General features: G+C 59.5%; 22 protein-coding genes. 11 read left to right on the top strand and 11 right to left on the bottom strand.

Annotated elements, in window-relative coordinates; genetic code table 11:
* Nucleotides 1-75 precede the first annotated feature (75 nt).
* Entirely contained in the window at nucleotides 76-2,232 is a 2,157-nt protein-coding gene (locus tag IDL90_RS10550) for a prolyl oligopeptidase family protein (RefSeq protein ID WP_187995326.1), read from the top strand.
* A 387-nt stretch (nucleotides 2,233-2,619) separates the two neighbouring features.
* Here IDL90_RS10550 and IDL90_RS10545 read toward each other — a convergent pair whose 3' ends face one another.
* The 8 genes from IDL90_RS10545 to dnaK form a co-directional block, all read right to left on the bottom strand.
* Nucleotides 2,620-4,359, bottom strand: a complete 1,740-nt coding sequence (locus IDL90_RS10545) for an N-6 DNA methylase (protein ID WP_187995324.1) — start codon at nucleotides 4,357-4,359, stop codon at nucleotides 2,620-2,622.
* Entirely contained in the window at nucleotides 4,360-5,241 is an 882-nt protein-coding gene (locus IDL90_RS10540) for a hypothetical protein (RefSeq protein WP_187995321.1), read from the bottom strand. It lies immediately after the preceding gene.
* Nucleotides 5,241-6,011, bottom strand: a complete 771-nt coding sequence (locus IDL90_RS10535) for a type 1 glutamine amidotransferase (protein WP_187995319.1) — start codon at nucleotides 6,009-6,011, stop codon at nucleotides 5,241-5,243. The genes IDL90_RS10540 and IDL90_RS10535 overlap by 1 nt, the downstream gene beginning before the upstream one ends.
* Entirely contained in the window at nucleotides 6,004-7,323 is a 1,320-nt protein-coding gene (locus IDL90_RS10530) for a MurT ligase domain-containing protein (protein ID WP_187995317.1), read from the bottom strand. The genes IDL90_RS10535 and IDL90_RS10530 overlap by 8 nt, the downstream gene beginning before the upstream one ends.
* A gap of 9 nt (nucleotides 7,324-7,332) precedes the next feature.
* Nucleotides 7,333-7,977, bottom strand: a complete 645-nt coding sequence (locus tag IDL90_RS10525; protein WP_187995315.1) for a heat shock protein transcriptional repressor HspR — start codon at nucleotides 7,975-7,977, stop codon at nucleotides 7,333-7,335.
* Nucleotides 7,974-9,026, bottom strand: a complete 1,053-nt coding sequence (locus IDL90_RS10520) for a DnaJ C-terminal domain-containing protein (RefSeq protein ID WP_187995313.1) — start codon at nucleotides 9,024-9,026, stop codon at nucleotides 7,974-7,976. Before IDL90_RS10520 ends, IDL90_RS10525 begins: the two co-directional genes overlap by 4 nt.
* Before the next feature lie 24 nt (nucleotides 9,027-9,050).
* Complete coding sequence (locus IDL90_RS10515; protein ID WP_187995311.1) at nucleotides 9,051-9,638, bottom strand: nucleotide exchange factor GrpE; 588 nt, start codon at nucleotides 9,636-9,638, stop codon at nucleotides 9,051-9,053.
* A gap of 121 nt (nucleotides 9,639-9,759) precedes the next feature.
* Nucleotides 9,760-11,613 (bottom strand): molecular chaperone DnaK, encoded by a 1,854-nt coding sequence (gene dnaK / locus IDL90_RS10510; RefSeq protein ID WP_182141404.1) that lies wholly within the window; start codon nucleotides 11,611-11,613, stop codon nucleotides 9,760-9,762.
* Nucleotides 11,614-11,901: 288 nt separating this feature from the next.
* Here dnaK and IDL90_RS10505 point away from each other — a divergent pair, with 288 nt between their 5' ends.
* Genes IDL90_RS10505 through IDL90_RS10495 form a run of 3 tightly spaced genes read left to right on the top strand, consistent with a single transcriptional unit; the run spans nucleotide 11,902 to nucleotide 14,083 of the window.
* A complete protein-coding gene (locus IDL90_RS10505; RefSeq protein ID WP_187995309.1) occupies nucleotides 11,902-12,357 on the top strand; it encodes an N-acetyltransferase in 456 nt (151 codons plus the stop codon).
* 12 nt (nucleotides 12,358-12,369) lie between these two features.
* A complete protein-coding gene (locus IDL90_RS10500) occupies nucleotides 12,370-13,707 on the top strand; it encodes a M18 family aminopeptidase (RefSeq protein WP_187995307.1) in 1,338 nt (445 codons plus the stop codon).
* Nucleotides 13,708-13,711: 4 nt separating this feature from the next.
* Nucleotides 13,712-14,083 carry an RNA-binding S4 domain-containing protein gene (locus IDL90_RS10495; RefSeq protein ID WP_187995305.1) on the top strand — a complete coding sequence of 124 codons (372 nt, stop codon included), beginning with the start codon at nucleotides 13,712-13,714 and terminating at the stop codon, nucleotides 14,081-14,083.
* Here the strand turns inward: IDL90_RS10495 and IDL90_RS10490 are convergent.
* Entirely contained in the window at nucleotides 14,080-14,742 is a 663-nt protein-coding gene (locus IDL90_RS10490) for a hypothetical protein (RefSeq protein WP_187995303.1), read from the bottom strand. The genes IDL90_RS10495 and IDL90_RS10490 overlap by 4 nt on opposite strands.
* Before the next feature lie 236 nt (nucleotides 14,743-14,978).
* On the opposite strand from IDL90_RS10490, the gene IDL90_RS10485 reads away from it, so the two are divergent.
* From IDL90_RS10485 to IDL90_RS10460, 6 genes are all read left to right on the top strand, one after another.
* Complete coding sequence (locus tag IDL90_RS10485; RefSeq protein ID WP_187995301.1) at nucleotides 14,979-16,724, top strand: ABC transporter ATP-binding protein; 1,746 nt, start codon at nucleotides 14,979-14,981, stop codon at nucleotides 16,722-16,724.
* Entirely contained in the window at nucleotides 16,721-18,640 is a 1,920-nt protein-coding gene (locus tag IDL90_RS10480; RefSeq protein ID WP_223175313.1) for an ABC transporter ATP-binding protein, read from the top strand. The genes IDL90_RS10485 and IDL90_RS10480 overlap by 4 nt, the downstream gene beginning before the upstream one ends.
* A gap of 36 nt (nucleotides 18,641-18,676) precedes the next feature.
* Nucleotides 18,677-19,516, top strand: coding sequence for an aldo/keto reductase (locus IDL90_RS10475; protein ID WP_182141409.1), 840 nt, complete (start codon nucleotides 18,677-18,679; stop codon nucleotides 19,514-19,516).
* A 136-nt stretch (nucleotides 19,517-19,652) separates the two neighbouring features.
* Nucleotides 19,653-21,254 carry a polysaccharide deacetylase family protein gene (locus IDL90_RS10470; protein ID WP_187995299.1) on the top strand — a complete coding sequence of 534 codons (1,602 nt, stop codon included), beginning with the start codon at nucleotides 19,653-19,655 and terminating at the stop codon, nucleotides 21,252-21,254.
* A gap of 68 nt (nucleotides 21,255-21,322) precedes the next feature.
* Nucleotides 21,323-21,745: an ACT domain-containing protein gene (locus tag IDL90_RS10465; protein ID WP_187995297.1), complete on the top strand. Its 423-nt coding sequence runs from the start codon at nucleotides 21,323-21,325 to the stop codon at nucleotides 21,743-21,745.
* 51 nt (nucleotides 21,746-21,796) lie between these two features.
* On the top strand, nucleotides 21,797-23,116 hold the full coding sequence (locus tag IDL90_RS10460; protein WP_187995295.1) for a DUF4921 family protein: 1,320 nt from the start codon (nucleotides 21,797-21,799) through the stop codon (nucleotides 23,114-23,116).
* A gap of 11 nt (nucleotides 23,117-23,127) precedes the next feature.
* On the opposite strand, the gene IDL90_RS10455 is transcribed toward IDL90_RS10460, so the two are convergent.
* A complete protein-coding gene (locus IDL90_RS10455; RefSeq protein ID WP_187995293.1) occupies nucleotides 23,128-24,165 on the bottom strand; it encodes a substrate-binding domain-containing protein in 1,038 nt (345 codons plus the stop codon).
* Nucleotides 24,166-24,254: 89 nt separating this feature from the next.
* On the opposite strand from IDL90_RS10455, the gene IDL90_RS10450 reads away from it, so the two are divergent.
* Complete coding sequence (locus IDL90_RS10450; protein ID WP_182141416.1) at nucleotides 24,255-24,527, top strand: DUF4235 domain-containing protein; 273 nt, start codon at nucleotides 24,255-24,257, stop codon at nucleotides 24,525-24,527.
* A 22-nt stretch (nucleotides 24,528-24,549) separates the two neighbouring features.
* On the opposite strand, the gene IDL90_RS10445 is transcribed toward IDL90_RS10450, so the two are convergent.
* Entirely contained in the window at nucleotides 24,550-24,927 is a 378-nt protein-coding gene (locus tag IDL90_RS10445) for a sterol carrier family protein (RefSeq protein ID WP_182141417.1), read from the bottom strand.
* Nucleotides 24,928-24,929 lie beyond the last annotated feature (2 nt).

Genomic DNA, 24,929 nt, shown 5'->3' with positions numbered 1-24,929 from the left:
CCTCCGACATCTGCGACCGGGAAGTCGCTTGGAGCGAAATTGCTAGGTGTCGGAAGGCAGTGTCATAGTGGGCAGATGACTAGCCCCGCATCCTCTACGCCCCTCCCACACCCTCTAGACGCCATCACCCCGGCTTTTCTGGAAGAAATCCTGGGGGATGAAGCACTGTCGTGGGTGCGTGAACGTAATGAACGTACCGAAAAGACGCTGGCGGACCACCCCGACACGGCCCCAAGTGTTCGCGTACTCGAAGAAGAGATCCTCTCCGTCCTCGACAACCCGCAGCGCATTCCCATGGTGACGGTTCGCGATGAGTGGGCTTACAACTTCTGGACGGACGGTGAGCACCCACGGGGACTATGGCGTAGGCAGAATTATCAGAATTACCTGGACGGATCAGACGACTGGCAGGTGTTGTTGGATGTCGACGCCCTCGCCCGAACCGAAAGCAGGTCATGGGTGTGGCACGGAGCTGCGGTGTGCCCGCAGGATCCTAGCCGCGCACTCATTACCCTGTCTGACGGCGGGTCGGATGCAGATGAGACCAGAGAGTTCGCAATTGACAGCAAAACCTGGGTTAGCGACGGATTCTTCCGCCCGGAAGCAAAGGGCAGCCTGTCATGGCTGACGCGCGACATCTGCTGGCTCTCCCAACCCACCTCACCCGACACCACTTCTCCATCCGGGTACCCTTTACGCGCCTGCCTTCTTCACAGGGGACAGTCAGTCGAGGACGCAAACGTGATTCTGCAAGCTGATCCCTCGGCAATGGGCGTGTGGGCGCGTGCGCTCAGGGATGCACAAGGGGAGCGCTCGATTGTCGAGGTAATGGAGGATTTCTACACCTCGGACCGCTTCCTCGTTGAAGGTGAACCGGGGGAGCTTGGCCCGGACAGCCCTCGACGTCTGCCAGTGCCACGATCGGCTGAAGCCACCGTGTGGAACCGTTGGACCCTGGCGTGGTTGCGGGAAGATTGGAGTCGGCAGGGGCAGACGCACAGAGCCGGGTCCCTGTTGGCCTTCGACACTGACGAACTATTCGCAAGCCCTGACGTTGCGCCGTCAACTACGCTGTTTGAACCTACGGCCCACGAGGTTCTCGAAGATCTCACGCTAACCCGTGATCAGGTTGTTCTCACCACTATCCGCGACGTTGTCTCGCATCTGACCGTCCTCGTTCCGCCCTCGTCGGGAGTGGCCGAGGGCGGTGGCGCGTGGAAGACTGTGGGTCTGGATGTTCCGGGAGGGACGGACGGTGGCGCCAGACGAATAGCAACGGCGGTTGTCAGCCCGGTTGATAAGCAGAAGAGTAACGACCTGTGGATCGTAACCACCGGGTACACGGAGCCAAGCGAACTCTGGTTGGTTCAACCCACCGTTGACGAACCTGAGGGCGTTCGATCAAGTGCTACTTCGGTTCGGCAAGCGCCGCACCTCTACGACGCTTCAAACGTCACAGTCACCCAGCATTTCGCGGTGTCAAAGGATGGCACACTCGTACCGTACTTCGAGGTCTCTGCCGGGGATTCTTCCGGACCGGCCCCCACCGTCCTGTATGGCTACGGAGGCTTCGATGTCAGCCTACTTCCCGCCTACAACCCAGCGGTGGGACGGGCGTGGCTGGAACGCGGCGGCACGTATGTGGTCGCAAACATTCGCGGTGGCGGGGAATACGGTCCCGGCTGGCACCGCAGTGCCCTAAAAGAGAACCGTCACCGTGCCTATGAGGATTTTGTGGCCGTCGCCCGGGACCTGGTTGGCCGTGGAGTGACGACACGCCAGCAGTTGGGCATTCAGGGTGGCTCAAACGGCGGGCTCCTGATGGGGAACATGTACACCCAGTATCCGGATGCCTTCGGAGCGGTGCTCTGTCAAGTTCCGCTGCTCAATATGGGCCGTTTCCACACCATGTTGGCTGGGCATTCTTGGATCGCCGAGTACGGGAACCCTGAAGATCCGCAGCAGTGGCAGTTCATTCGTACCTTCAGCCCGGTTCACCTCTTCAACCCCGAACGGTCCTACCCATCCCTGATGTTGACGACTTCCACGAAGGATGATCGTGTTCATCCCGGCCATGCACGTTCCCTTGGGTACTTGGCTGAAGCAGCGGGAAAGCCGGTGCTGTACTTCGAAAATATCGAGGGCGGCCACGGCGGAGCAGCCGATAATCAGCAGAGGGCGCACAACCAGGCCCTAGGGTGGGCATTCCTTTGGCGTGAGTTGGGAGTTTAGCGCTTCCAAAGGGCGAAAGGGCTTCGGGGCGAAGACCCTGGGGATGTTCGCACCTCTTCTGATTCGTGAAATGTATATGTTGGGTGCTGGTGGTGGTCTGGGGTGCCTACCCCGGGCGATCATTTCGCCCCCACGTATACATTTCGCGCCAGGATGGCTGGGATAGTCGCATAGCTCGCCCCCGGATGGCTGGGATAGTCGCATAGCTCGCCCCCGGATGGCGGGGATGCCCCGTATCTCGCGCCGCGAAGCGTGAAACGCCCTCCACTGTGGACTGTCCCCCGCGTTACGGAGCCACTTAGGTCATACGGAGCCGACTAGGCCCACCCACCCCCGAATCACACTGTTATGCAAGCCTAGCGGGCTCGCTAAGGCTTAACCGGCTCCCTACTTCCCGGAGGCCGGAAGGGCCGGCGTAGGGGAGCCCTGCGCAAAGAGATCCGGCACGAAGACCCACGTAAAGTCGTAATCGAGCCCTGCTAGGAGACTCCGGTCAATCTCTTCCACCAGATCCCGAGGGCGCTTGACATTCTCGTTGATGCGTCCGGCATTGAGTTTCAGCTGGATGTCGCGACTGTCACTGCTCTCGAGCTCCGCGAGCAAGTCCGGCCGCCCCGCGCTCACCTCCTCGAGCAACGGGGGCAACGGCAGCGAAGCCAACGTCCGTTTTTGCAGGGTGATGCCGCCATCCACACACCTCCACCACCAGTAGGCAAGCGACGAGTTGAGCAGCAAGTATGCCTGGTTCATGGCTTCTGCCGACTGGAAGGTGAGGACGTGGCAGCTTGACCTTTGTAGTGGTTTCCTACTGGCACTGACGTAGTACCTTGGGGTCGATGCAACCCACAGCCGGAAGGGAGATGCGCCGTCTTCGGCGCTCCGGACGACCAGTAGGTTTGCAAGGCACCTGGCATTCGCGTCGGAGTCTTCCGGCCCTGGTCGCGCCAATACTTCCGACCCACACAGCGCATCCCACACTGCCTCGGTGCCGGGCATCAACTTCACCCACTCGCCACCCGGCGCTCTTCGAAGCGGAACCAGAAAGCCCCTCAGTCCTTCCCACATTGCTTTCCTGTTCGCGCTGGTCCAGCGAATGATGGGGGTGATCAGCCAGCCAGAAGTGGATGCACTTTGCGGGACGAGGCCACGTGGGAGTCGGTTCGCGTGTTTGAGGCCAGAAGTGGATGCACTTTGCGGGACGAGGCCAGAAGCAGAGCCGGCGGAAACAGAGCCTGCTACCTGAGGATCCACAACCGTTATGCACGCTCTAACAAAGTTGGTGGTACTGGTGTTCATTGACCCGTATTTGTACCCCCGAAAAATGGTGTCCGGGACATTGTCAAAGACGTAGATCCGTCCCGACCTGCTCGCGAGGATGTTGCGCAGCGGAGCATACCGCAGCCCGCCTAGGAACGAGGCCGGGGTGACCGAAACAAACCCCTTGGCACCACCGGACACCTTCTCCGTGAAGTAGGCGTAAAGCTCACCAGCCCACGCAGTCGCGTAACCATCATGACGTTCTGTCCTCCCGTACGGAGGGTTCATGATGACGTAGTCGGCGGTGACAGTTATCTGGGATGAAAGGAAGTCTCCCTTCTGGGACCTCGCCACCAAAGCTGGTAGCACCCCGTGGTTCCCACGCGCCGCAAAGGATGCCGTGAGGATCGCTTCTGCGCTAGCCAAGGCAACCTCGTCCAAGTCAACCAAGGACAGGCGTCTCGCCACAAAGGTACTCGGGTCATCCTGGCTTGCAGCAAGATGCCAGGAGAGGTTACCGATCCCACAACAGGGGTCCAGCCACGTACCCGCAGGGAAGTGGCCGGCCTCAGCAACCATGAATTTCGCAACGTCGTCGGGCGTGAAGTACTGGCCATCGCGGCGTCGGGACTTCGGGTCCGACAGGGCGAGGAGCGCCTCGTACACAACGCCTAACTCCCCCACAGACATATCCGCCAACGGGGACACCTCGGAGGGATCTACACCGAGGTGCCCAATCAGTTGGCGCGCCAGATCCGGACGTTTCAGAGAAAGAGATCCCGCTAGGGCACGCTTCCAGTTCAGTTGTGCGAGAGAGCGCTCCGGGGCGCGCAACGCCTCTATCGCACGGGAAACGACCTGGGAATCCACCTAGACCCGGTAGCCCATCATGGCGGACCGCCGTTGCCCGTTGCGCTTCACAAGCCAGACAATACCGCCGATCAGAACCCCCAAACCAACGATGCCAACCACTGACGCCCACCCGAGTGCCGAGGCCGTCGCGGGGAGCATCCCATCCAATGCCTCCCCGTCAAAAACAACAACCGAGTCAGATGACGTCATCCCAGTGCAGGAAAGCGTGTACTCCCCCGGAGTCAAATCCCTTGCGACCACTATCGCGCCGTCAAGCTCAGGTTGCATTTCCACGCTTCCTAAGCCTTCCTGTGAGAGTGTGCACGTCTGTGGCAGCGTCGATGTCGTAGCAACTCCGATGGAGCCGGTTTCACCCACCACGACGACGCCACCATTGGTTGCCTGCATCGAACTCTCCACAATGCTGGAGAGTCCAATCCCAGAGAAAATCATGGCAACGAGGACGATTGGCGCAATGACCACCATAAGTATCGCGCCACCAACAATCGTCAATATCGGTCCTGTTCGTGACGGGAGCGGAGGCGACACCGGATAGCCGTATCCGCCCGCGTGCGGCCCGGGGGTGTTTTGTGGAACTCCTGAACCATATGGAGTGCCGCCCTGGGGACCAGTTCCATACGGGGACGCCCCATATGGGTTCTGCGTCTGTTGTGAGCTGGTCGGGAACTGAGCACCTGCCTGCCCGCCGGGAAAATACTGGGGACTCTGTGGGGGTTGCGAACCGGAGGCATCCGCTCCACCGTATACGGGCCAAGGCGTCGAACCCTGTCCTTCCTGCACACCTCCCGGGTTTGTCTGTCCGTACACAGGCCAGGGATTCTCACCCTGATTCTGACCGCGATTGTTCTGGGAACTTCCCGAACTATAAAGGTCACTCATCAGTTCTCCTCTTCCACGCCGACAGCTTCAAGGCGTTCACTTCGCAGCCTCTCAACAAGGGGCATTTCGATTTCTGCTAACTCACCGGGATTGACTCCGAGCGCCTCTGCCAGAAGGTAGTCGGCCAACTGGGGGTTCCGCGCTAGTGCCGGGCCGTGTAGGTACGTGCCAATAATGCTCCCCTGCACGGCACCCTCGTAGAGGACCGACGAGGAGTCGTCCGCTTCCAGTGAGTCCTCGACGCTTCCATTTCCGACTCCCACCAGCACCTTCCCCAGTGGCCTCGCATCGGGACCTAGAGTTGTCCCACCGCCGTGGTTCTCGAAACCCGTCAGCAGGTGAGTCAAACCCGCCAGCAGGGGACGTTCAACCAGTTCCCCAATCGCACGACTTCCCCGAGGGCGAGTGACCACGTCAAGCAATCCCAAACCTTCGACTTCACGTCCACCCGCGTCCGTGTACCTCTCACCAAGGACCTGCAGTGAAGCACAAATGGCCAATATGGGCCGCCGTGATTCCGCTGCTTCCACAAGTCCTCTATGTTCTCGCATTCGTGATGCGGCAAGGGCTTGCGCGGTATCCTCCCCACCACCGAGGACATAAATATCGAGGTCGGAAGGGATGGCATCCGAGAGACCAATTATCATCACTTCGGCTGGAATGCCGCGCCTCACTGCCCTCTCACGGAGAACGGTTGCGTTGCCGGTATCGCCATAGGTACCCAGCACCTCGGGATAAACGACACCGATCCGCAGGACCGACTCAGACATCTGAATCACCGCCACTTCCAGACTTGGCCCGTGCTGTTTCAATCTCTTTCTTGAGATCCCGGAATGCCGTGTAATTTGCCAACACCTGCACGGGAGCAACATCCATAGCAAAGATCGCTTCGAAGGGGCTATCGATCACTTCGGCAGTGATGCCAGCGTAATCCAGTCTCACCGCCAAGTCTGCGGCCCTCTCCCCGCTGGCTATGATACGACTCGCTCCCAGCTCCCGCAGGGGTGTGAAGTCAACGTCCCACAACCATGAGGTATCAGTACCGTCGGCGCGCTGCGCGTTGACCGCAACAATGACCTGTTCGGTACTGGAAGGAATTGCAGTCTGGGACTCTTGCCAGCCTGCGGGGTTCTTGGCCAGCAGCAGATTTACGGCCCGCCCTGCAACATCGTAGGTTTGGTAGCGTCCAGCAACCCCACTGACAGTTCCCACCGCGCGCGCAGCACGAATGGGAGCAGCCCCCATCACAACCGCGGCAGCTATTGCCTGCGCACTGTTACCCCGGTTGGCCCTGCCAGGAACACTCAAAGACACTGGGTTGTGGGTACCGTCTGGCCCCTGCAGATCGAAGGAGCCATCCTCGAACACCTCGGTGATCTCCCAGTCGGGGACCGGACGGCGATAGGCACCATCGCCCTCGACCTCCCAATCCTCACCATGGCGCTCGATGAGTGTGCCTGTGCGCGGGAAGGAAACAGCATCGTCCTTCCAGGGGGCACCCGCCGCCACCCAGACGACCTTGGGCGCATCCCAGGCCGCAGAGACAACAAGGGGGTCATCACAGTTGGCGATGATCGTTGCCTGAGTATTGGCGTTAACCGCATCTCTGAGACGCTTCTCAACTGCTCCGATTTCTCCGACCCGGTCCAGCTGGTCACGGGAGAGATTCAGCAGGACTATGGCTTCTGGACGCACCTTTCCAGCAATGTCGGGCATGTTCATCTCATCAACTTCAAGAGCGGCCAGGTGCGCATCCCGCCCCACCATTAAGGCGGTTGTCACGCCCGTCTGCATGTTGTCTCCACCTAGATTTCCAGCGACCCGCCCGACGGCACTCAATGCCGCAGCGACCATCTTGGTCGTCGTGGATTTCCCGTTGGTACCCGTGATGAGGACGCATCGTTTACCGGCGCTCAACTCTTCAATCATTTCGGGGTTGACGCGAAGTGCAACGCGCCCTCCAAACATTCCGCCCGCACCGCGGCCCAGTGCCTTCGAGGCCGCGCGAGCACCCAAACCCGCCACAAGAGCTGCCCGAGCCCGCGCAGAAAGAGATCCTCCCCGAGACTGCTTAGGTGTCATTCGTTCCCCTCAAACCAACTTGCGACGCTCTGCTATCTGCCCCAGACGCAGACTGGCAACCAGTTGCCAGCCCGTCAATCCACGCTCCGCCAGGGCACTGCCAGGGCGCATGGATAACTCTACAGGTGCGTGTCGCTCAGGCTTCGAGCTCACCAGCTCCACCAGTTCGCGAGCAGCCCCAACAGGCCGCGGCCCAGGCAGCCGAAGGGAGGCAGCGGCGACATCACCACCGCTGGTGGGGACCCCCGCCCGTCGACCCACTGCCCCGGAGTGGGAGCGGAGCTGCACCTTCCCCGCTGAGTCCGCGGTGAAAACCCCCTTCACGGGAGCCTGCGCCCTCGCAAGTGCGGCGTTGAGGTCATCAAGCGCGCTCTTCAGACTACGCACTTCTTCTTCGAGGCCGAGAATGCGTTGCACCCCAGCCAGGTTGATCCCGTGTTCCTGAGTCAACCGTTGGATATGCCGCAAGCGTTCAATGTCGGCTGAAGAGTAGCGTCGTCCCTGGCCTTTGGTTCGACCTGGCGTGACCAGTCCAAGACGGTCGTACTGCCGCAGTGTCTGCGCATGCATTCCACTCAGAGTCGCGGCCACCGAAACGGTATAGACGGCCTCGCTCCTCGCGTTGGCTTGCTGTGACGCTGCTGCCTCAGTCATCGGGTTGTCGCCGCTTTAAGCGCTTCGCGAGGGTCCCAAGTACCAAGTTCTGTCCGTAGCTCTTCTATCGTCGCTTTTGCGTCGTCGGAGAGCTTCGAGGGCGTGCTGACCTGTAGTTCGACAAGGACGTCGCCGCGCTTGCTACCTTTTTTCACGCCTCGCTCGCGAACCCGCAGAACCCGGCCTGACGAGGTGTTGGCTGGAACTTTTACCCCCACCTTTGTTCCGTCGGGCAGCGGCACATCGATCGTTGCACCCAACGCTGCTTCCGGGTATGACACCGGAACTTTAACGCGTAGGTTTGCGCCGTCCATCGTGAAGACGGGGCTTTTCTCAACGGAGACTTTGACGACAAGGTCGCCCGCCGGTCCTCCTGATACGCCGGGCTGACCTTTGCCACGAAGGCGGATCTTCTGTCCGTCGCGGACCCCGGCAGGAATTCGCACCTTCATCGACTTGCCGTCGAGGGCGAACTGCAGGGTCTCGCCCTCGTACGCCTGCTTGAAAGTCAGCGTGGTCGAGGTCGTGAGGTCGGCGCCTTTCTGCGGCTGCGGCGCTGCGTATTGGCCGCCACCGAAGCCGCCAAAGGGACTTCCGCCGCCGGATCCGCCGCTGCCGAAGGGGCTGGAGCCCCCTCCCCCACCAAAGAGTGAAGAGAGTATGTCTTCGGCTCCACCGAATCCACCCCCGCCACCACCACTGGTTTGGTAACGCACATTCGGGCCGCGCTGACCCGCACCGCCGCCGAACATGCCTCCAAACATGTCCTCGAAGCCGCCACCCGTACCACCGCCGGTGTATCTGGGGCCGCCCGAACCCATGGCGCGGATCGCATCATAACGCTCACGCTGGTCCTTGTCGGAAAGAACGGCGAATGCCTCACCGATCTCCTTGAACTTGGCCTCAGCCTTCGTGTCCCCCGCGTTCTGGTCCGGGTGCCACTTGCGGGCGAGCTTGCGGTACGCCTTCCGGATCTCTTTGTCGTCCGCTGACTTGTCGACGCCGAGGATCTTGTAGAAGTCTTGGTCTAGCCAATCTTGTTCAGCCATTTCAGCCTCCTCTCCATCGAACCCCTAAGCAGGGTTGTCAACGATTACCTTGGTTGGGCGAAGAACCCGTTCGCCGACCTTGAATCCGGGTTGCAGAACGGTCGCGATGACAGCCTCTTCGACATCGGGGTTAGCCTGCGCCATAAGCGCGTCGTGCAACGTCGGGTCGAAGACGTCTCCGGGTGCCCCAAACTGGACGAGGCCGAAGCGTCCACCGAGGATCTCTTCGAACTTGTCCGCAATTGCCGCGAACGGTCCGTCTGCCAGCTCCCCGGCTGTACGTGCAGCCTCGATATCGTCGAGGACTGGCAGTAGTTCCTCCACAACATCCTCCCGAGCTGCGGCCTGGCGGTTAGCAGCCTCTTCTTTGGAGCGGCGCACATAGTTACCGTACTCCTGGCGTACGTTGTAAGTCTCTGCTCTGCTTCTGCTGAGCTCATCGCGTGCTTCGTCAAGCTCCTTCTGGAGCCTCACCAGGTCGCTGCCGTCGCCAAAATCCTCTTCAAATACGGCAAAATCCGTGTTCTCTGCACCCTGTTCGGCCGGGACGGAACCTTCGGCCTGCTGTGCGGGATCTTCCGAACCCGGATCAACACTATTGTCTTTCGTCATTTTCTCTTCTCCGTTGGCCCACAGGGCCAGAACGTGCTTCCTAAAGTCTGCCGGACAGACGGCGGAGGGGGCCGCAGGCGCGACCCCCTCCCCGTTACTAAGTTGTCAGTCGAAACTGCGCCTACTTGTCGTCCTCGTCTTCAACGATCTCTGCGTCGATGACCTCTTCCTCAGCATTGACATCTTCCTGGCTGGGAAGCTCTTCCTCTGCGGCCTCTGATGCTGCAGCCTGGTAGACCTCTTCACCAATCTTCATGCCGACCTCGTTGAGGTGATCGAATGCCTTCTTCACAGCATCCGTGTCGTCGCCCTCGAGCGCAGACTTCACTTCGTCGATGGCTTCCTGAACCGTCTTGCGGGTGTCTTCAGAAACCTTGTCCTCGTTCTCCTTGAGGAGCTTCTCGATAGAGTATGCGGTCTGCTCAGCAAGGTTACGGGTTTCCAGGTCCTCGCGACGCTTCTTATCCTCTTCAGCGTGCTCTTCGGCTTCCTTCACCATGCGCTCAATGTCATCCTTGGGAAGTGCAGAACCACCGGTGATTGTCATCGACTGTTCCTTGTTCGTCCCACGGTCCTTGGCGGAAACGTGGACGATGCCGTTGGCGTCAATATCGAAGGAGACCTCAATTTGGGGAACCCCACGCGGCGCCGGAGCAATGCCGGTCAGTTCGAAGGTGCCCAGCGGCTTGTTATCCCTGGTGAAGTCACGTTCACCCTGGAATACCTGGATGAGGACGGAAGACTGGCCATCTTCAGCAGTCGAGAACACCTCGGTTGCACGGGTTGGGATCGCCGTGTTGCGCTCGATCAGTCGGGTCATTACGCCACCCTTGGTCTCAATGCCGAGGGAAAGCGGTGTCACGTCGATCAGCAGCACGTCAGAGCGGTCGCCCTGCATGACACCGGCCTGAAGGGCTGCGCCGATAGCAACAACCTCATCTGGGTTCACTGTACGAGTCGGCTCCTTACCACCGGTCAACTTGACGACGAGGTCGTTCACGGCCGGCATACGGGTTGAGCCACCAACCAGCACCACGTGGTCAATCTCAGAAACCGAAACTCCGGCCTCCTTGATGACGTCCTTGAACGGCTTCTCGGTGCGATCCAAGAGGTCCTTCGTCATGTCTTCAAACTTTGCGCGCGTTAGCTTCTCATCCAAGTGGATTGGGCCTGACTCGCTCATCGACAGGTACTGCATCGAGATGGTGGTGGTCGTCGCGGTTGAAAGCTCACGCTTCGCCTGCTCTGACGCTTCCTTCAAACGCTGCAGTGCGACCGGATCCTTACCCAGGTCAACACCGGTCTTGGACTTGACCTGCTGGATCAACCAGTCAACGATGCGCTGATCCCAGTCGTCGCCACCCAGCCGGTTGTCGCCTGCTGTAGCGCGAACCTGAATGGTGGAGAAGCCATCATCATCCTTGGCAACTTCCAGCAGTGATACGTCGAAGGTACCGCCGCCGAGGTCGAAGACCAGAATCAGTTCTTCTTCTTTTCCTTTATCCAGACCATAGGCAAGTGCTGCCGCTGTCGGCTCGTTGATAATGCGCAGAACGTTCAAACCTGAAATCTGCCCCGCGTCCTTGGTTGCCTGACGCTCAGCATCGTTGAAGTACGCGGGGACCGTGATCACCGCGTCGGTGACGGGCTCACCCAGGTACGATTCTGCATCGTGCTTCAGCTTCGACAAGATACGCGCCGAAATCTCTTGCGCCGTGTAGTTCTTATCGTCAATGCTCTGGGACCAGTTCGTTCCCATATGGCGCTTCACTGAAGAAATTGTGCGATCAACGTTGGTTACTGCCTGACGCTTCGCAATTTCACCCACAAGAACTTCGCCGCTCTTGGAGAATGCCACCACCGAAGGGGTGGTACGTGCGCCCTCAGCGTTCACGATGATCGTCGGTTCGCCACCCTCTAGCACCGCGAGTGCGGAGTTGGTGGTTCCCAAGTCAATACCTACTGCTCGACCCATGAGTCGTGCCTCCTGTTTTCTAAATCTATTTGGTCAGTCGCTCACGGTCGGGAGGGCTTTCCCAACCTTTCCAACCTTGAGCCTCATGGACTCAACCTTAGAAGTTGACACGACCGGACGCAACCCCCAAATCATGCAGACTTGAGTCCAGTCGACTCAACCTTGGAGTTTTCCTCGTGTTTTCGCCAAATCTAACCGCCAAGAGCCTTCAGTGATCCTCACCACACGGGTCTACGTTGTACCCTTGAGACGTTCTAACCGCATTTTCTTCTGCGAAAGCGAATCCTCATGACCGTTGACCTAATCACCGACGTCACCCCGGAACTGGTTGAGGCGTTTGAGAAGCTGATTCCCCAGCTCTCCTCCTCCGCCAAACCCATGGGGAAAAAGGCACTCAAGAAGTTTGTGGCTCAGCCAGGAGTCTTTCTCTTCACGTACAGGGCAGTTCCCACAGGTGAGGCACCTGTCCCCGGCTTGGACCCAATCCTCGGCATGCTCACGCTGGTGACCTTTCAGATCCCAACCGGTAAGCGCGCCTGGATTGAGGACGTGGTCGTCGACAACGGCGCCAGGGGCCAGGGAGCTGGACAGGCCCTGGTTGAAGCCGCCCTCGACCAAGCCAAAGTCCTCGGCTGTGTTTCAGTCGACCTCACCTCACGACCGTCCCGCGAAGCCGCAAACCGTCTCTACGTTCGCTGCGGTTTCCAAACCCGTGAAACCAACATCTACCGCTACGTGGAGTAACAGAGCATCACAATGAGTAACGTCGCTGAACCCTCTATCCTCACTACCCGGACCCCCGCCGTCCGCGAGTATGCGCAGGAGTATGCGGACTTCCTCTACTCCAGTCCGACCTCGTACCACTGCGCTGACCAGGCGGGGCAGATGCTCGCCGAGGGCGGCTTCGTGGAGGTCGACCGCCGGGAAGACTGGCCGACAGAACCTGGAAGATACTTCGTTGTGGAAGACGGAGCTCTTGTCGCCTGGGTTCAGTTCGAGGGCGCGCTGGGTTTTGTTCTTACTGCCACACACACCGACTCACCAGCCCTGAAGCTCAAGCCACTGCCACAGAAGACCTCTAGTGACGGCTGGGGGCAGATTATGGTGGAGACCTACGGTGGGCCCCTTAATAACTCCTGGCTTGACCGCACCCTGCGTCTCGCGGGCGCTGTCGTGGACTGGGACGGCAACCGGCGCCTAGTCTGCAGCGACGCAATTGCTTTCTTGCCTCAACTGGCACCCCACCTCGGTAGAGAAGTCAACACCAAGGGGCTCGTCCTCGACCCACAAAAGAACATGCAGCCCGTCTGGACCATCGGGGACGACCGAGACCTCATGGGTCTGGTCGCACGGATGGCAGGTTTCGAGTCCGCTGAAGAGATCGCGGCAAGTGAACTGTTTCTTGTCCCGGCACAGCCACCGGAGATCTTTGGGGTTGACGACCAGTTCCTAATGTCAGGTCGCCAAGACAATCTCTCATCTGTGTTCGCGGGACTCCATGCACTGACCTCCATCACAGGAAGCGGCGGCGAGGAGCTGCTCGATAGGGACGCTTGGGCCGGTGGGCGCATCCCCGTCCTCGCACTCTTTGATCACGAAGAAATCGGCTCAGGCACCCCCACGGGTGCCCGTGGGCCCCTTCTCGAAGAAGTAATGAGGCGTATCTGCCTCGCAAGTGGGATCTACGGCGATGGGCGCGACCAAACGCGGGCCAACTCAGTCCTACTTTCTGCCGACGCAGCCCACAGTGTGAACCCCGGGTACGAGGACAAGCATGGACCCAAAGAACGCCCCGTCATGGGTGGGGGTCCTGTTCTCAAAGTCGATGCGGATCAGAGCTACGCCACCTCACTGGAGGGCGTGGCAACATGGCGCAAGGCGTGCCGCAACGCAGACGTACCAAGCCAGGTCTTTGTTTCACACAGCTCAATGCGTCCGGGATCAACCGTCGGCCCCCTGCTGGCCACCCGGTTGGGGATCCAGACTGTCGACGTTGGTATCCCAATACTCGCAATGCACTCAACGCGGGAAACATGCCACGTCCTCGACCCCGTCTACCTGGCGCGGGCCATCGCGGCATTTTGGGTGGGATGACCCCGTGCGTGTTGACGTTTGGCTGTGGACGTCGCGCCAGTTCAAGTCGCGTTCACTAGCGACCTCTGCGGTGCGAGCCGGTCATGTCAGAGTCAACGATGCACCTGTCAAGGCATCATTCAAAGTAGTTCCGGGGGATGTTATCCGCATCAGGGACCATGGTTTTGACAAAATTGTCGAGGTCGTTTCCCTGCCTCCGAAACGGCTTGGTGCCCCACTGGCTCGCGAAGCCTACATTGATCACTCACCACCCCGCCCTCGGATTTACGGAGGCATACCACTTCGAGATCCCGGATCAGGGCGCCCGACAAAGAAGGAGCGGCGTCAGTTGGAGGAGCTGCGCGGGGAAGAGTGGTCGAAACACTCTAGGCGTTAGCCGTTTGCCGCAAGCGCCCCGGACCAGGATGCGTAACGCTGACGCACTGCAGACCCCGAGGGGCGATGCCGCCCATTGGCTCTCTCTTCTTGCACCCAGGCGCAGTAGGCAGAGTATGTCGTCGGGCCCCCACCTTCGCCACAGTCGTGAAAGAACGCGGCCAAAGCTGCTTTGAAGTCATGGTTGGCCAACGACCCGCTCCCTCTTGCACGCCCACCTGTCTCTGCACTAACTCCAAGGGCGCGCAGGGCATCTGCCCATGAACCACCCCCGAGACGCGCGGCGACTGTCTGCGCCCCGGGAGGCCAAGCCGCTTGACCCGGTCGGGACGCAACCTGATTTGCGGCGGCGAGCCCGCTGCGCACTTTTTCATAGCGTCCCAAAGAAATGGCGAGGCGGCGCCCGTCGCGCACCTCATTGCGAAGGCGCACTGCGCCGTCCAGAAGCGTATCCAAACCGGGCATGTAGCGCTGGGCAATCTTCTTTCGGGCCGTTTCGGACACGTTGCCCACGCCGTCACCCTCCTCACCGTGCGGGTCCGGAAGTGGCGGAAAAGCGACCGCCAACACCGCCCAGACTCCCAGCTCCACGACCTCATCGGGAAGGCTGACCCCACGGACGGCATGCTTGTGGGTGTCTCCCGATCTGCTTCCTGCCAAGGCTTGTCCCCCCATTCCTGGATGCGTTGGCTGACATGTTATGAGCAGAAGTTTAGAGGTTTCCACGGCAACCATGAACGCCCCGGCTCTTCAGCAGGCAGCCGGGCCCAGCCGGAGAGCTCGTTCGTGGGTTGTTGCCCCGTGAATCCGCTGTGAGAAAAGGTCATCACGAAACGAAAAGAACTCCGTTTAGGCTTAGCATCTAAAGTCATTTTTCTGGAGATTGAGGACTGTCTATGCTTTGGCGGGTAACTTGGCCCTATCTGAGGGCGCACTGGCACCAGGTGGCTGCCGTCATCATCCTTCAAGTGGCCTCCACAATCTGCGCGCTCTTCCTACCCGATCTTAACGCTTCCATCATTGACGAGGGCGTGGTGACGGGTGACGTGAACCGGGTGTGGGTTTTGGGAGCAGTAATGCTCGCAGTATCTGCAGCGCAGGGGATCACCGCGGGATTCGCCGTGTATTTGGCGGCACTGGTGGCCATGGGGCTCGGGGCAGATCTGCGCTCAAAGGTGTTCACCCGGGTGCAAGAATTCTCATCGCGAGAAGTCCACGACCTCGGCGCACCTTCGCTTATCACCAGGTCTACCAACGATGTTCAGCAGATCCAGATGGTAATTCTGATGATCTTCAACTTCATGATTGCCGCACCAATCATGGGCGTCGGCGGCATCGTGATGACGCTCCGCATGAACGCGCAGTTGGCCAGCCTCCTGATCGTCCTCGTACCACTGATCACCATCGTCATAACGATCGCCTTCATCATCCTCAATCCGCTCTTCCGCAGCCAACAGGACCGCCTCGACAGGATGAACACTGTGTTGCGCGAAGAACTCAGCGGCATCAGGGTCATCCGGGCATTCGTGCGCCAGGATGAGTTCGGCAACCGTTACACGGGCGCCAACGACTCCCTGAAGACCGTTGCCCTCCGCATCGGCGCAGTGTTCGCAGTGATGTTCCCCCTCTTGCAACTGATCTTCTCCATGGCAACTATTGGGGTTGTCTGGTTCGGTGGGCACCTTGTCGATTCCGGATCGATGGAAATCGGTGCGCTACTCGCCTTCATCTCCTACTTCGCGATGATTTTCGGCGCAACAATGACCTCTTCAATGCTGTTCTTCATGCTTCCTCGCGCAACAGTGACTTCCCGCCGCATAAACGAGGTGCTGTCAACCAACCCTTCGGTTGCCAATCCGGCGCCAGCCGCGCTTGTCCCCTTCCCCACCGAGCGCCCAACCTTCGCATTCGACAATGTTGAGGTCCAGTACCCGGGGGCTGAGGAGCCGGTGCTCCAGGGGGTCGACGCTACCTTGCTTCCGGGCACAGTCACCGCCGTGATTGGTTCCACTGGCTCCGGCAAGAGTACGTTCGCGAATCTGCTTCCGCGCCTCATGGATCCTTCAGCCGGAGCGATCACAGTCAATGGAACGGACGTTCGCAACTTCGACCCGGACACACTGCGCTCCCATATCGGGTTCGTTCCACAGTCTGCCTACCTCTTCTCAGGGACAATCGCATCCACGGTGTCCGGAGTTGACGACCCCTCACCTGAGCAGCGCGCCCGGGTTGAGCGTGTCCTCGAGGGCGCGCAGGCCACGGAGTTTGTTTCCCTGCTCGAGGACGGGCTGGACACGCGGGTGGATCCCGGCGGGCGCAACTTCTCCGGGGGCCAGAGGCAACGCCTCACCATGGCGCGGGCGCTTTACAAGGGTGCAGACCTGTATGTTTTTGATGACTCCTTCAGCGCCCTCGACTACGCGACCGACGCCGCCATCCGCAACAACCTCACCACCTATGTTGGCGGTGCCGCTGTCCTTATTGTCGCGCAACGCATCGCGACCATCCGCCACGCCGACCAAATCTTGGTTCTTGATCATGGGGAGATTGTGGCGCGCGGCCCCCACGACCAACTTGTGCGGACTTCCGACACCTACCGACAGATAGTTCAGTCCCAGATGGCATTGGAGGAGGGCGAATGAGCGGCCCAGGTCACGGTCCCGGCGGCGGCGCAGGACGCGCCCCCGCAAAGGTGAAGGACTCAATGGGCACGCTCAAGCGAGTCCTCAAGATGCTTGGCGAATACAAGTGGATGATCGGTGCGGTGGCGCTGTTCAGCCTCGGTGGGGTTGTGCTCTCCGTCCTCGCACCCCGCATTCTTGGCGACGCGACGAACACCGTCTTCAACGGCTACATCTCCTCACGGATGCCTTCGGGAGCGACCAAGGCGGAGGTCATCGCCGAGTTGCGGGCCAGCGGCGAAGTCAGCATGGCTGACATGCTCGAGCCAATGGACATCGTCCCCGGCCAGGGAGTTGATTTTTCAGCGCTTGGACACCTGCTTCTTCTAGTTGCAGCGATCTATGTCGGTTCTGCCTTCCTGGGGTGGGCTTCCGGCCAGATTGCCAGGCTCGTCGTTCAGAACACCGGGTGGAAGTTACGCCAACAGATTCAAGACAAAATCAACCGGCTTCCACTTTCGTACTTGGACCGCCACAGTCGCGGTGACATTCTTTCGCGTGTCACCAACGACGTCGACAACATCACGCAGACCCTACAGCAGACAATGACCCAACTGCTCACGTCGGTGTTTACCATCATCGGTATCGCCACCATGATGCTGACTATGTCGTGGTCGCTCACACTGGTGGCCCTCTTCGTTCTCCCCGTAGGAGCCGTCATCGCTGGCGTCCTCATGAAGAAAGCCCAACCGCAGTTCCGCAAGCAGTGGAAGGCAACAGGCGCCGTCTCGGGCGTGGTTGAAGAGAGCATTACCGGTCACGAGGTCGTCACCCTTTTCAACCTTCAGAAGAAGTTCGAGGACGATTTCACCGTCGAGAACCAGGCCCTCTACCGCTCCTCTTTCAAGGCCCAGTTCATTTCCAACCTAGTCAACCCAGTGATGAGTTTCGTTTCAAACCTGTCGTACGTGGTGGTAGCGGTCGGAGGTGCCATCATGGTGACCGGTGGCGCACTGACCATCGGTGAGGTGCAGGCTTTCATCCAGTATTCACGCCAGTTCACCCAGCCGATTGGGCAGTTGGCGTCGGTTGCGAACCTGCTGCAGTCAGGACTTGCTTCAGCCGAACGCGTCTTCGATTTCCTTGATGCTCCAGATATGGCGCCCGACACGGGCAGCGACAAGCCGATGAAAGCCGGTCACGTCGAGTTCCGCAACGTCCGCTTTGGATACGACCCCGAAAAGCCCGTCATTAAGAACCTGAACCTGAACGTCGAGGCCGGCCAGATGGTCGCGATCATTGGCCCCACAGGTGCCGGGAAAACCACCTTGGTCAATCTCTTGGAAAGGTTCTACGAGGTCGATTCAGGGGAAATTCTGATCAACGGTGTCAACATTCAGGACATCCACAAGGACACTTTGCGCCACCACATGGGAATGGTGCTTCAAGAAACCTGGCTGTTCGACGGCACAATTGAAGAGAATATTGCCTTCGGACGGGAAGGGGCTACCCGTGAAGAGGTCCAGAAGGCTGCAAGAGAGACCTCTGTTGATCGCCTGATTCGGCAACTACCCGACGGATACGACACGCGCATCTCGGACGATGGGGATACCCTATCCGTCGGGGAGCGTCAGCTACTCACCATTGCACGTGCCTTCATCGCGTATCCGGAGATGCTGATACTTGACGAAGCCACGTCCTCCGTTGATACCCGCACCGAAGTACTTGTGCAGGAGGCAATGGATACCTTGCGCCAAGGCAAGACCGCCTTCGTCATTGCTCACAGGCTGTCCACCATTCGTGATGCTGAGCTGATCTTGGTCATGGAAGACGGCGACGTTGTTGAGCAGGGGACTCACGACGACCTGTTAGCTGCAGACGGTGCTTACGCACGGCTGTTCATGGCCCAGTTCTCCGGGCCCCACCAAGAAGAGTAGATTCCGGGGCGCACGTCCTGGGGACGGAGGTTTGTGATGAGGCAGATACCCACTGTCACAACGCGGAGTGGGGTTATGGTCCCCCAGGTCGGGTTTGGCACCTACAAGGTGACCGAGAATACCGCTGCGATAGTCACCAGCGCCCTCGAGGTCGGCTACCGCCATGTTGACACAGCCCAGATGTACGGAAATGAAACCGAAGTCGGTGAGGGATGGAGAGCCAGCGGCCTGCCTCGGGAAGACATTTTCCTCACCTCTAAGTTAAACAACCCCAATCACGCACCCGAGGACGCCCGGAGAACCTTCGAGCAAACACTCATTGATCTGCAGACTGACTACGTCGATTTGTTCCTAATCCACTGGCCAGTACCCATGCACTATTGCGGAGATTTTGCTTCCACCTGGGCGGTCCTTGAAGAGTTCGCTGCCGAAGGACGAGCTCGGAGCATCGGGGTGTCAAACTTTGAAGCTCACCACTTGGAACAGCTTTTCCAGACGGCAAAGACACTCCCTGAGGTTAACCAGATCGAATCTCACCCCTACTTTGCAGAGGTAGAACTACACGCATTCAACGCCAAGCACGGCATAGTGACGGAGGCATGGTCACCTCTTGCTCGTGGAACCCTTCTGACCGACCCCGTCTTGGAGCGAATCGGAAAGGAACACGGCAGATCGCCATCGCAGGTGGCTCTCCGGTGGGGCGTTCAGCGTGGCGACATCGTTCTTCCTAAGTCATCAACGCCTCTGCGCCAGCGCGAGAACCTGGATCTCTTCGGCTTTGAGTTATCTGATGCCGATATGCGGGAGATTTACGCCCTCGACCGTGGCGAACGAGGGCGGACCGGTAAGCACCCCGACCTCATGGACAGAATGTAGAACTGCGACACATTACGCGGCTCCCTACGGTTTTGCTTGGAGACTAGCCATTTTCGGCGGTAGCATAACAATGATTGGGGTCCCGTGATGCCCGCATAGCTTTTGATTCTGAGTCGGTGTGAAAAGGAACAGCAGAATGAACGCAAGCATTCTTTCAAGTAGACGTAGCAAAATGTTGGCTGCTCTCACCGTGGCTGCCGCATTGACACTTGGTGCATGCACCCCATCAACCGGAGGTCAGAGCGGTAGCGCAGGCGGAAAGACACCCGAGCCACCAAAAATCACCCTGGGAGAATACTTCACCCACCCAACCGACCTGGTTGTTGATGGACTGACCGGACAAAAGATCACTTCAACTACTGGTTCTGAAGCGCGATGGGCGTACCTGCCCGGTCAGCAGCCGTTCAATGGTTTCCTTGCGGACACGGTCAACACTCAACTCCAGGCTCAAGCGGAGGCCCGTGGAGCCGTCTATACACCGGAGGCCCACGATCGCAGCGCAGAGTGGCTGGAGCGTGGTTGCGTGCCGGGAACCACCGCACTGACTGGACGTGAAATTCTTGACGACCCACGCCTCTCGCTTCCAGCTGGTAGCGACGTGGAACTTACCGTGGCTTGCGATACGATCTTGGCTTCCGGGACAAACTATGGGCAAAAGTTGCGTTTCGTCCGCGGCACTGCCACAGAGGTTGCCAGCGACTTTGTGGAGATCATCTACACGAACACGGAGACTGGCGAGGTCGCGCGCGGTCGGGATCTCATTAAACCCGAGGCGCTGCCGACTCTTTACGATGCTCTCACGGACCTGGCAAAGATTGAACGCCCCATGAGTGGCGGCGAGGTGCTGCCTCCCGACGCTGCAACCCTTGGAGACCTGGGGCAATCGCTGTCCAATGTTGGCTTCGATACGAACGGCGATATCCTTGTCACCGTCGATCAAGACTTCATAGCCTTCCTGGCGGCAGGCGACCCCAAGGTGGAAATACTCCCCACGACCCTGAAGATCCCAGCCGCCCGAGCAGAGGAGATTCTTACACCTCTCGGAGCTGGCATCTCAAACTCGATGGCGGAGGCCCTCCCCTGGGCCGGTCCCGCCGCAGTCCCTTCCGGGCGTGAATACGTCGACTGCGACCTGGTTCCCTGCGTTGCCGTTACTTACGATGATGGGCCCTCATACCTCACGCCCCAGGTCCTCGACGTCTACGCTGCTCGCCCATATGCGGCCGCTACCTTCTTCGTCCTTGGACAGAACATAGCTGGCCAAGAAGATATCTTGAAGCGGGCCTACGACGAGGGCAACGAAATTGGCAACCACTCTTGGAGCCACCCCGCGTTCACAACCCTGGATGATGCCTCCGTCGCCGCACAGGTGAACGACACAACCGCCGCCATCACTGCGGTAACCGGAGCTCCTGTGCCTATGTTGCGCCCACCCTACGGAGACCTGAACTCACGCACGCTGGCCGCGGGTGGCCTGCCAGCAATCCTCTGGTCTGTGGACACTAATGACTGGCAGAAGCCTGGATACGACTCAATCGTGGCGCAGTCTGTTTGGGATGCGACACCCGATGGAATCGTCCTCATGCACGACATCCACGAAGAGACTGTGGCGGCCGCTGGACCAGTTGCAGACGGACTGCTTGAGCGCGGGTTTACGCTGGTCACGGTGTCCCAGTTGTTTGGAGACACACAACTGCCTGCAGATTACTTCTACTCTGCACAGGGCATTCGGGGTTAGTTTCCCCACTGGGTCTCTCTGTGAGACGGCCCGAGGCGGCAGCGGCAGTCGAACTAGACTTTCCTGCCATGGAGTCACTGCATTCACTTGATGAAACCCTTGCCGCGCTTGACGCGCAGGTTGAAGGCAACTACGTGTTCGTAACAACCGACACGGTTCCCCCCGGGCTAGAGCCTTTCGCAGTGATTCGGGAGGCCGAGGGACTAACACTGATCGTCAAGGCAGCCGATGCCTTCGAATACGGCTTGGCCAGCGACAAACTATTTGCGCGCATCACACCGTGTGCAGTGACTGATCTGGGTGCTGTGGGCTTGACCGCCACGATTTCGCAAACAATCGCTTCGCGGGGCATTGCATGCAACGTGGTAGCGGGGTTTCACCATGACCACTTCTTTGTTCCCGCAAACAAAGCCCAAGAGGTTGTGGGAATGCTTGCTAGCCTCTCGGAGCAGGCGCGCGGCTGGGTGGAAGGCAAATCGGCAAACGCATAGCACGGCCCGAGCCAACCCCCAATGTCGGGCTACTCGAGCTAGGGTTGAGAGATGACGTTACCGGCGACGTATCGCGATGAAGCCATTGTTCGTATGGCCGATGGCACGGTAAAGCAGACCAACCTTCTTTCAGGAACTGAAGTCTGGACTGTCCCAGGCAGAGGGGATCGACCGATTCCCTCTGCGTTGCCAGAACCCCGTGCGATCAACCCCCACCAAAACGGTGCATTCTGCCCGTTTTGTGAGAAGCGCTATCTTGAGACACCCCCGGAGAAGGAGCGTTTGGTCCGAGTCGGTGACAGCCAGTGGAAATACCTCAGTGACCTAGGCGCGGACCAGCTCTTCGATACTGTGGCAGATTTCCGGAGAATCCCCAACCTCTTTGAAATCGTCTCCTATAACTACTGGCACCTCAATCACGGACACGTCCCGACTGAAGCCCAGCACCGTCGAATGGCGGAATATCTGGCCTCGGGTGCAGGCTACGATCACGTGATGCGGCTGGTTCACGACCGTATGCTGGCCTCAGGCATGACAGAAGACGAATGTGACGCACTGAGTGATTCGGACAAACTCCAGCAAGCCAATGGGTTTTTCTCCGGCGGACACGACCTCGTCATCCCCCGCCGCCACTACACCTACGGCGCAACGCAAACTGACCAGCTGGCAGGGTCCGGAACCCTGACGCCGGATGAGCACGAACAGTACATTCGTCTCACCGTGAAGGCAATGGACAACCTCTACCACTTGGACCCGGCTGTTCGCTACGTAGTCGCGTTCCAGAACTGGCTCAAGCCAGCTGGCGCCTCTTTTGACCACCTCCACAAGCAACTTGTGGCGATCGACCAGTTATCAGTCCAGTCACAATCCGAGCTGGAACGGCTGCGGAAGAACCCCGCCATTTACCAGGAGATCCTCCGGGTCGCAACGACAAGGAAACTGGTCATTGCTCAGAATGACCACGCGATCGCCCTCGCTGGATTCGGGCATCGCTACCCGACGGTCGCCGTGTGGCCCACCGGAGCACCCTACAATCCGTGGGAAGCGAGCCCGGAGCAACTACGGGGCATCTCCGACATGCTTCACGCAGTGCACGCTGCGACGGGCGTAAAGATCCCAACGAACGAAGAGTGGTACTACCGCCCACCCTCCGTGAGCATCCCAATGCGGTGGCGCATTCTGCTGAAATGGCGGGTGTCTACCATGGCGGGGTTCGAGGGCGGTTCGCGGATCTACCTGAACACCATCGACCCCTGGCGCGTCCACAACCGGGTAACTTCCACACTGGCAGAGCTTCGCGACGCGGGAGCGATCAGCCCCCTGCGAGTTGGTGCGGAGTGCTCTGTCGACCCCTCCTTACTCGGTGGCTGAGCCGAGGGTACCTAGAAGGTCTCGACCCACTCCTTGACCCCCTCCAGAACCGTCTCATCTGGATAGGCGGCCTGGATGTCTGCCCACGACACCGCACCGGTGATAGCGATGGAGGTGTCCACAGGGTATGCGAGGGCGTACTCTGCAAGGATCCGCTGTCCTTGGGGAGAAGTCAGCAGGTCTATGAAGTCCTCTGCAAGGGCAACCCGATCGGCCGCTGTTGCGACAGTAACAGCACTAACCTCGCGCCGCACACACGAATCTGGGAGCACTTTGAACTGTGTGTCGGTACCAAGATTATTAGGATGCCGAAGCGGCACGAGGGCGGAACCCACAATGCCGGGCGCTGTGTCCGCGGAGGCAGCTTCTTCGTTCGTCCCACTCTGTGCCCCGGACTGCGCACCTGCTGAACCGGTAGAGAAGCCCTCAAACACTTCCCAATCAACACTCCAAAGGGGCAGGAGTGCCAGTGCTGAGGGAGATGCGACTGGGTCAGATATCGCAGCAACACTGTACTGCTGCTCGGCGGTGAGGTCCGACAACTGACTCGGCATCGCAACATTGTTGGCCGAGAACCACGTGCGGTTTGCTAGCAAGCAAGACGCATCATGCCCGTAACGTACCGAATCCACTCCGCCTTCGATCTGCATGGAATCTGCCGTCAGGACACCCTTGACGCCACTGCTCTCAAGCCACAGCGGGTCACTTCCAACCAGGACATCAACTAAAGCCAGCGGTGCACCGCCCTCGACCTCGCCCAAGAGCGTGGCATCCACAACAACCTGGCGATAGGCCACACCGGATACGCCCGACAGCGCTTCGAGTCCCGCAAGCGACCACTCTTCACCCTGCGGCACTGCGATGGTCACTACTTCCGCAACCTCCCCGCTCTGCGCGCTGCCACCCCAGGTCAATGCAACATTGGTCGGAAGGCTTGCCGTGCACGCGGAGAGCGCAACGACGCTACTTCCGAGCAGCAATGTCGCTACTGCCCGCTTCCAACTCCTCCGCTGCATGATCGCCCTCGAAACACTGCTCTGATGATTCACGCTTCGAGATTACCCTTTACGATAGGAGATAGCGCCACGGCGCGCACCGGGTCGCGCGTGGTCCACACAGCATAGAAGGTAGAGAATAGATGAACCTCCAGGCAAGGATCGCAGGCATCGCCGCGATGGCCATTTCCTCATTCGTGGCCCCAAAGCTAGCAGCATTTGTTTGGGAGACAACCACTGGCAACAAACCGCCCTCGGAAGATGAGGGAAGCCGCCTAGGCCAGCTACTTGCTTACGCGGCAATCTCCGCGGTACTAGTGACAGCCTTTCAGCACGTTGGCCACACAATGACGGCGAAGTATTTGATCGACTCAAAGAACCCTGATTCCCAAGACGGGGACTCCGTCCAGGCCTAGCCAAGCAACCGCTCCGAGGAAGTTAGCTAGTTCCTGACAGCGGCAACAGGTCACCTAGATCGGCTCTCGCCCCCGATGCATCCACGCGTCCTGAGTCTAGGGCGTCGGCCCACGACTGGAGCCCTGAGACCAGCATCAACCACGTGGTCGCACCCATCTCAACGACCGCTGGTGGTGTACCTCGACGATGCGTGGCGCCGGCAATGATCTGTGTGGCACCGAACGGTACCACGCGGACCTCGACCGATGCCCCGGGGGCAACATCAGCAATCTTCTGCAACGTGTAGCGGACGGCTAGCGCCGTAGCCTCCCGATCCGGGCGCAGACCGCTGGCTGTTTCAGTAAGCCAACGGTCCCACGCAGCGGTACCGTCCTCATCACGAATTCGGCGCAGCGCCATTG

The organism is Schaalia sp. JY-X159 (assembly GCF_014525425.1).
In the GTDB taxonomy this organism is placed as follows: Bacteria; Actinomycetota; Actinomycetes; order Actinomycetales; family Actinomycetaceae; genus Scrofimicrobium.
The sequence above is the reverse complement of the archived record's forward strand: the minus strand, read 5'-3'. Positions and strand labels throughout refer to the sequence as shown.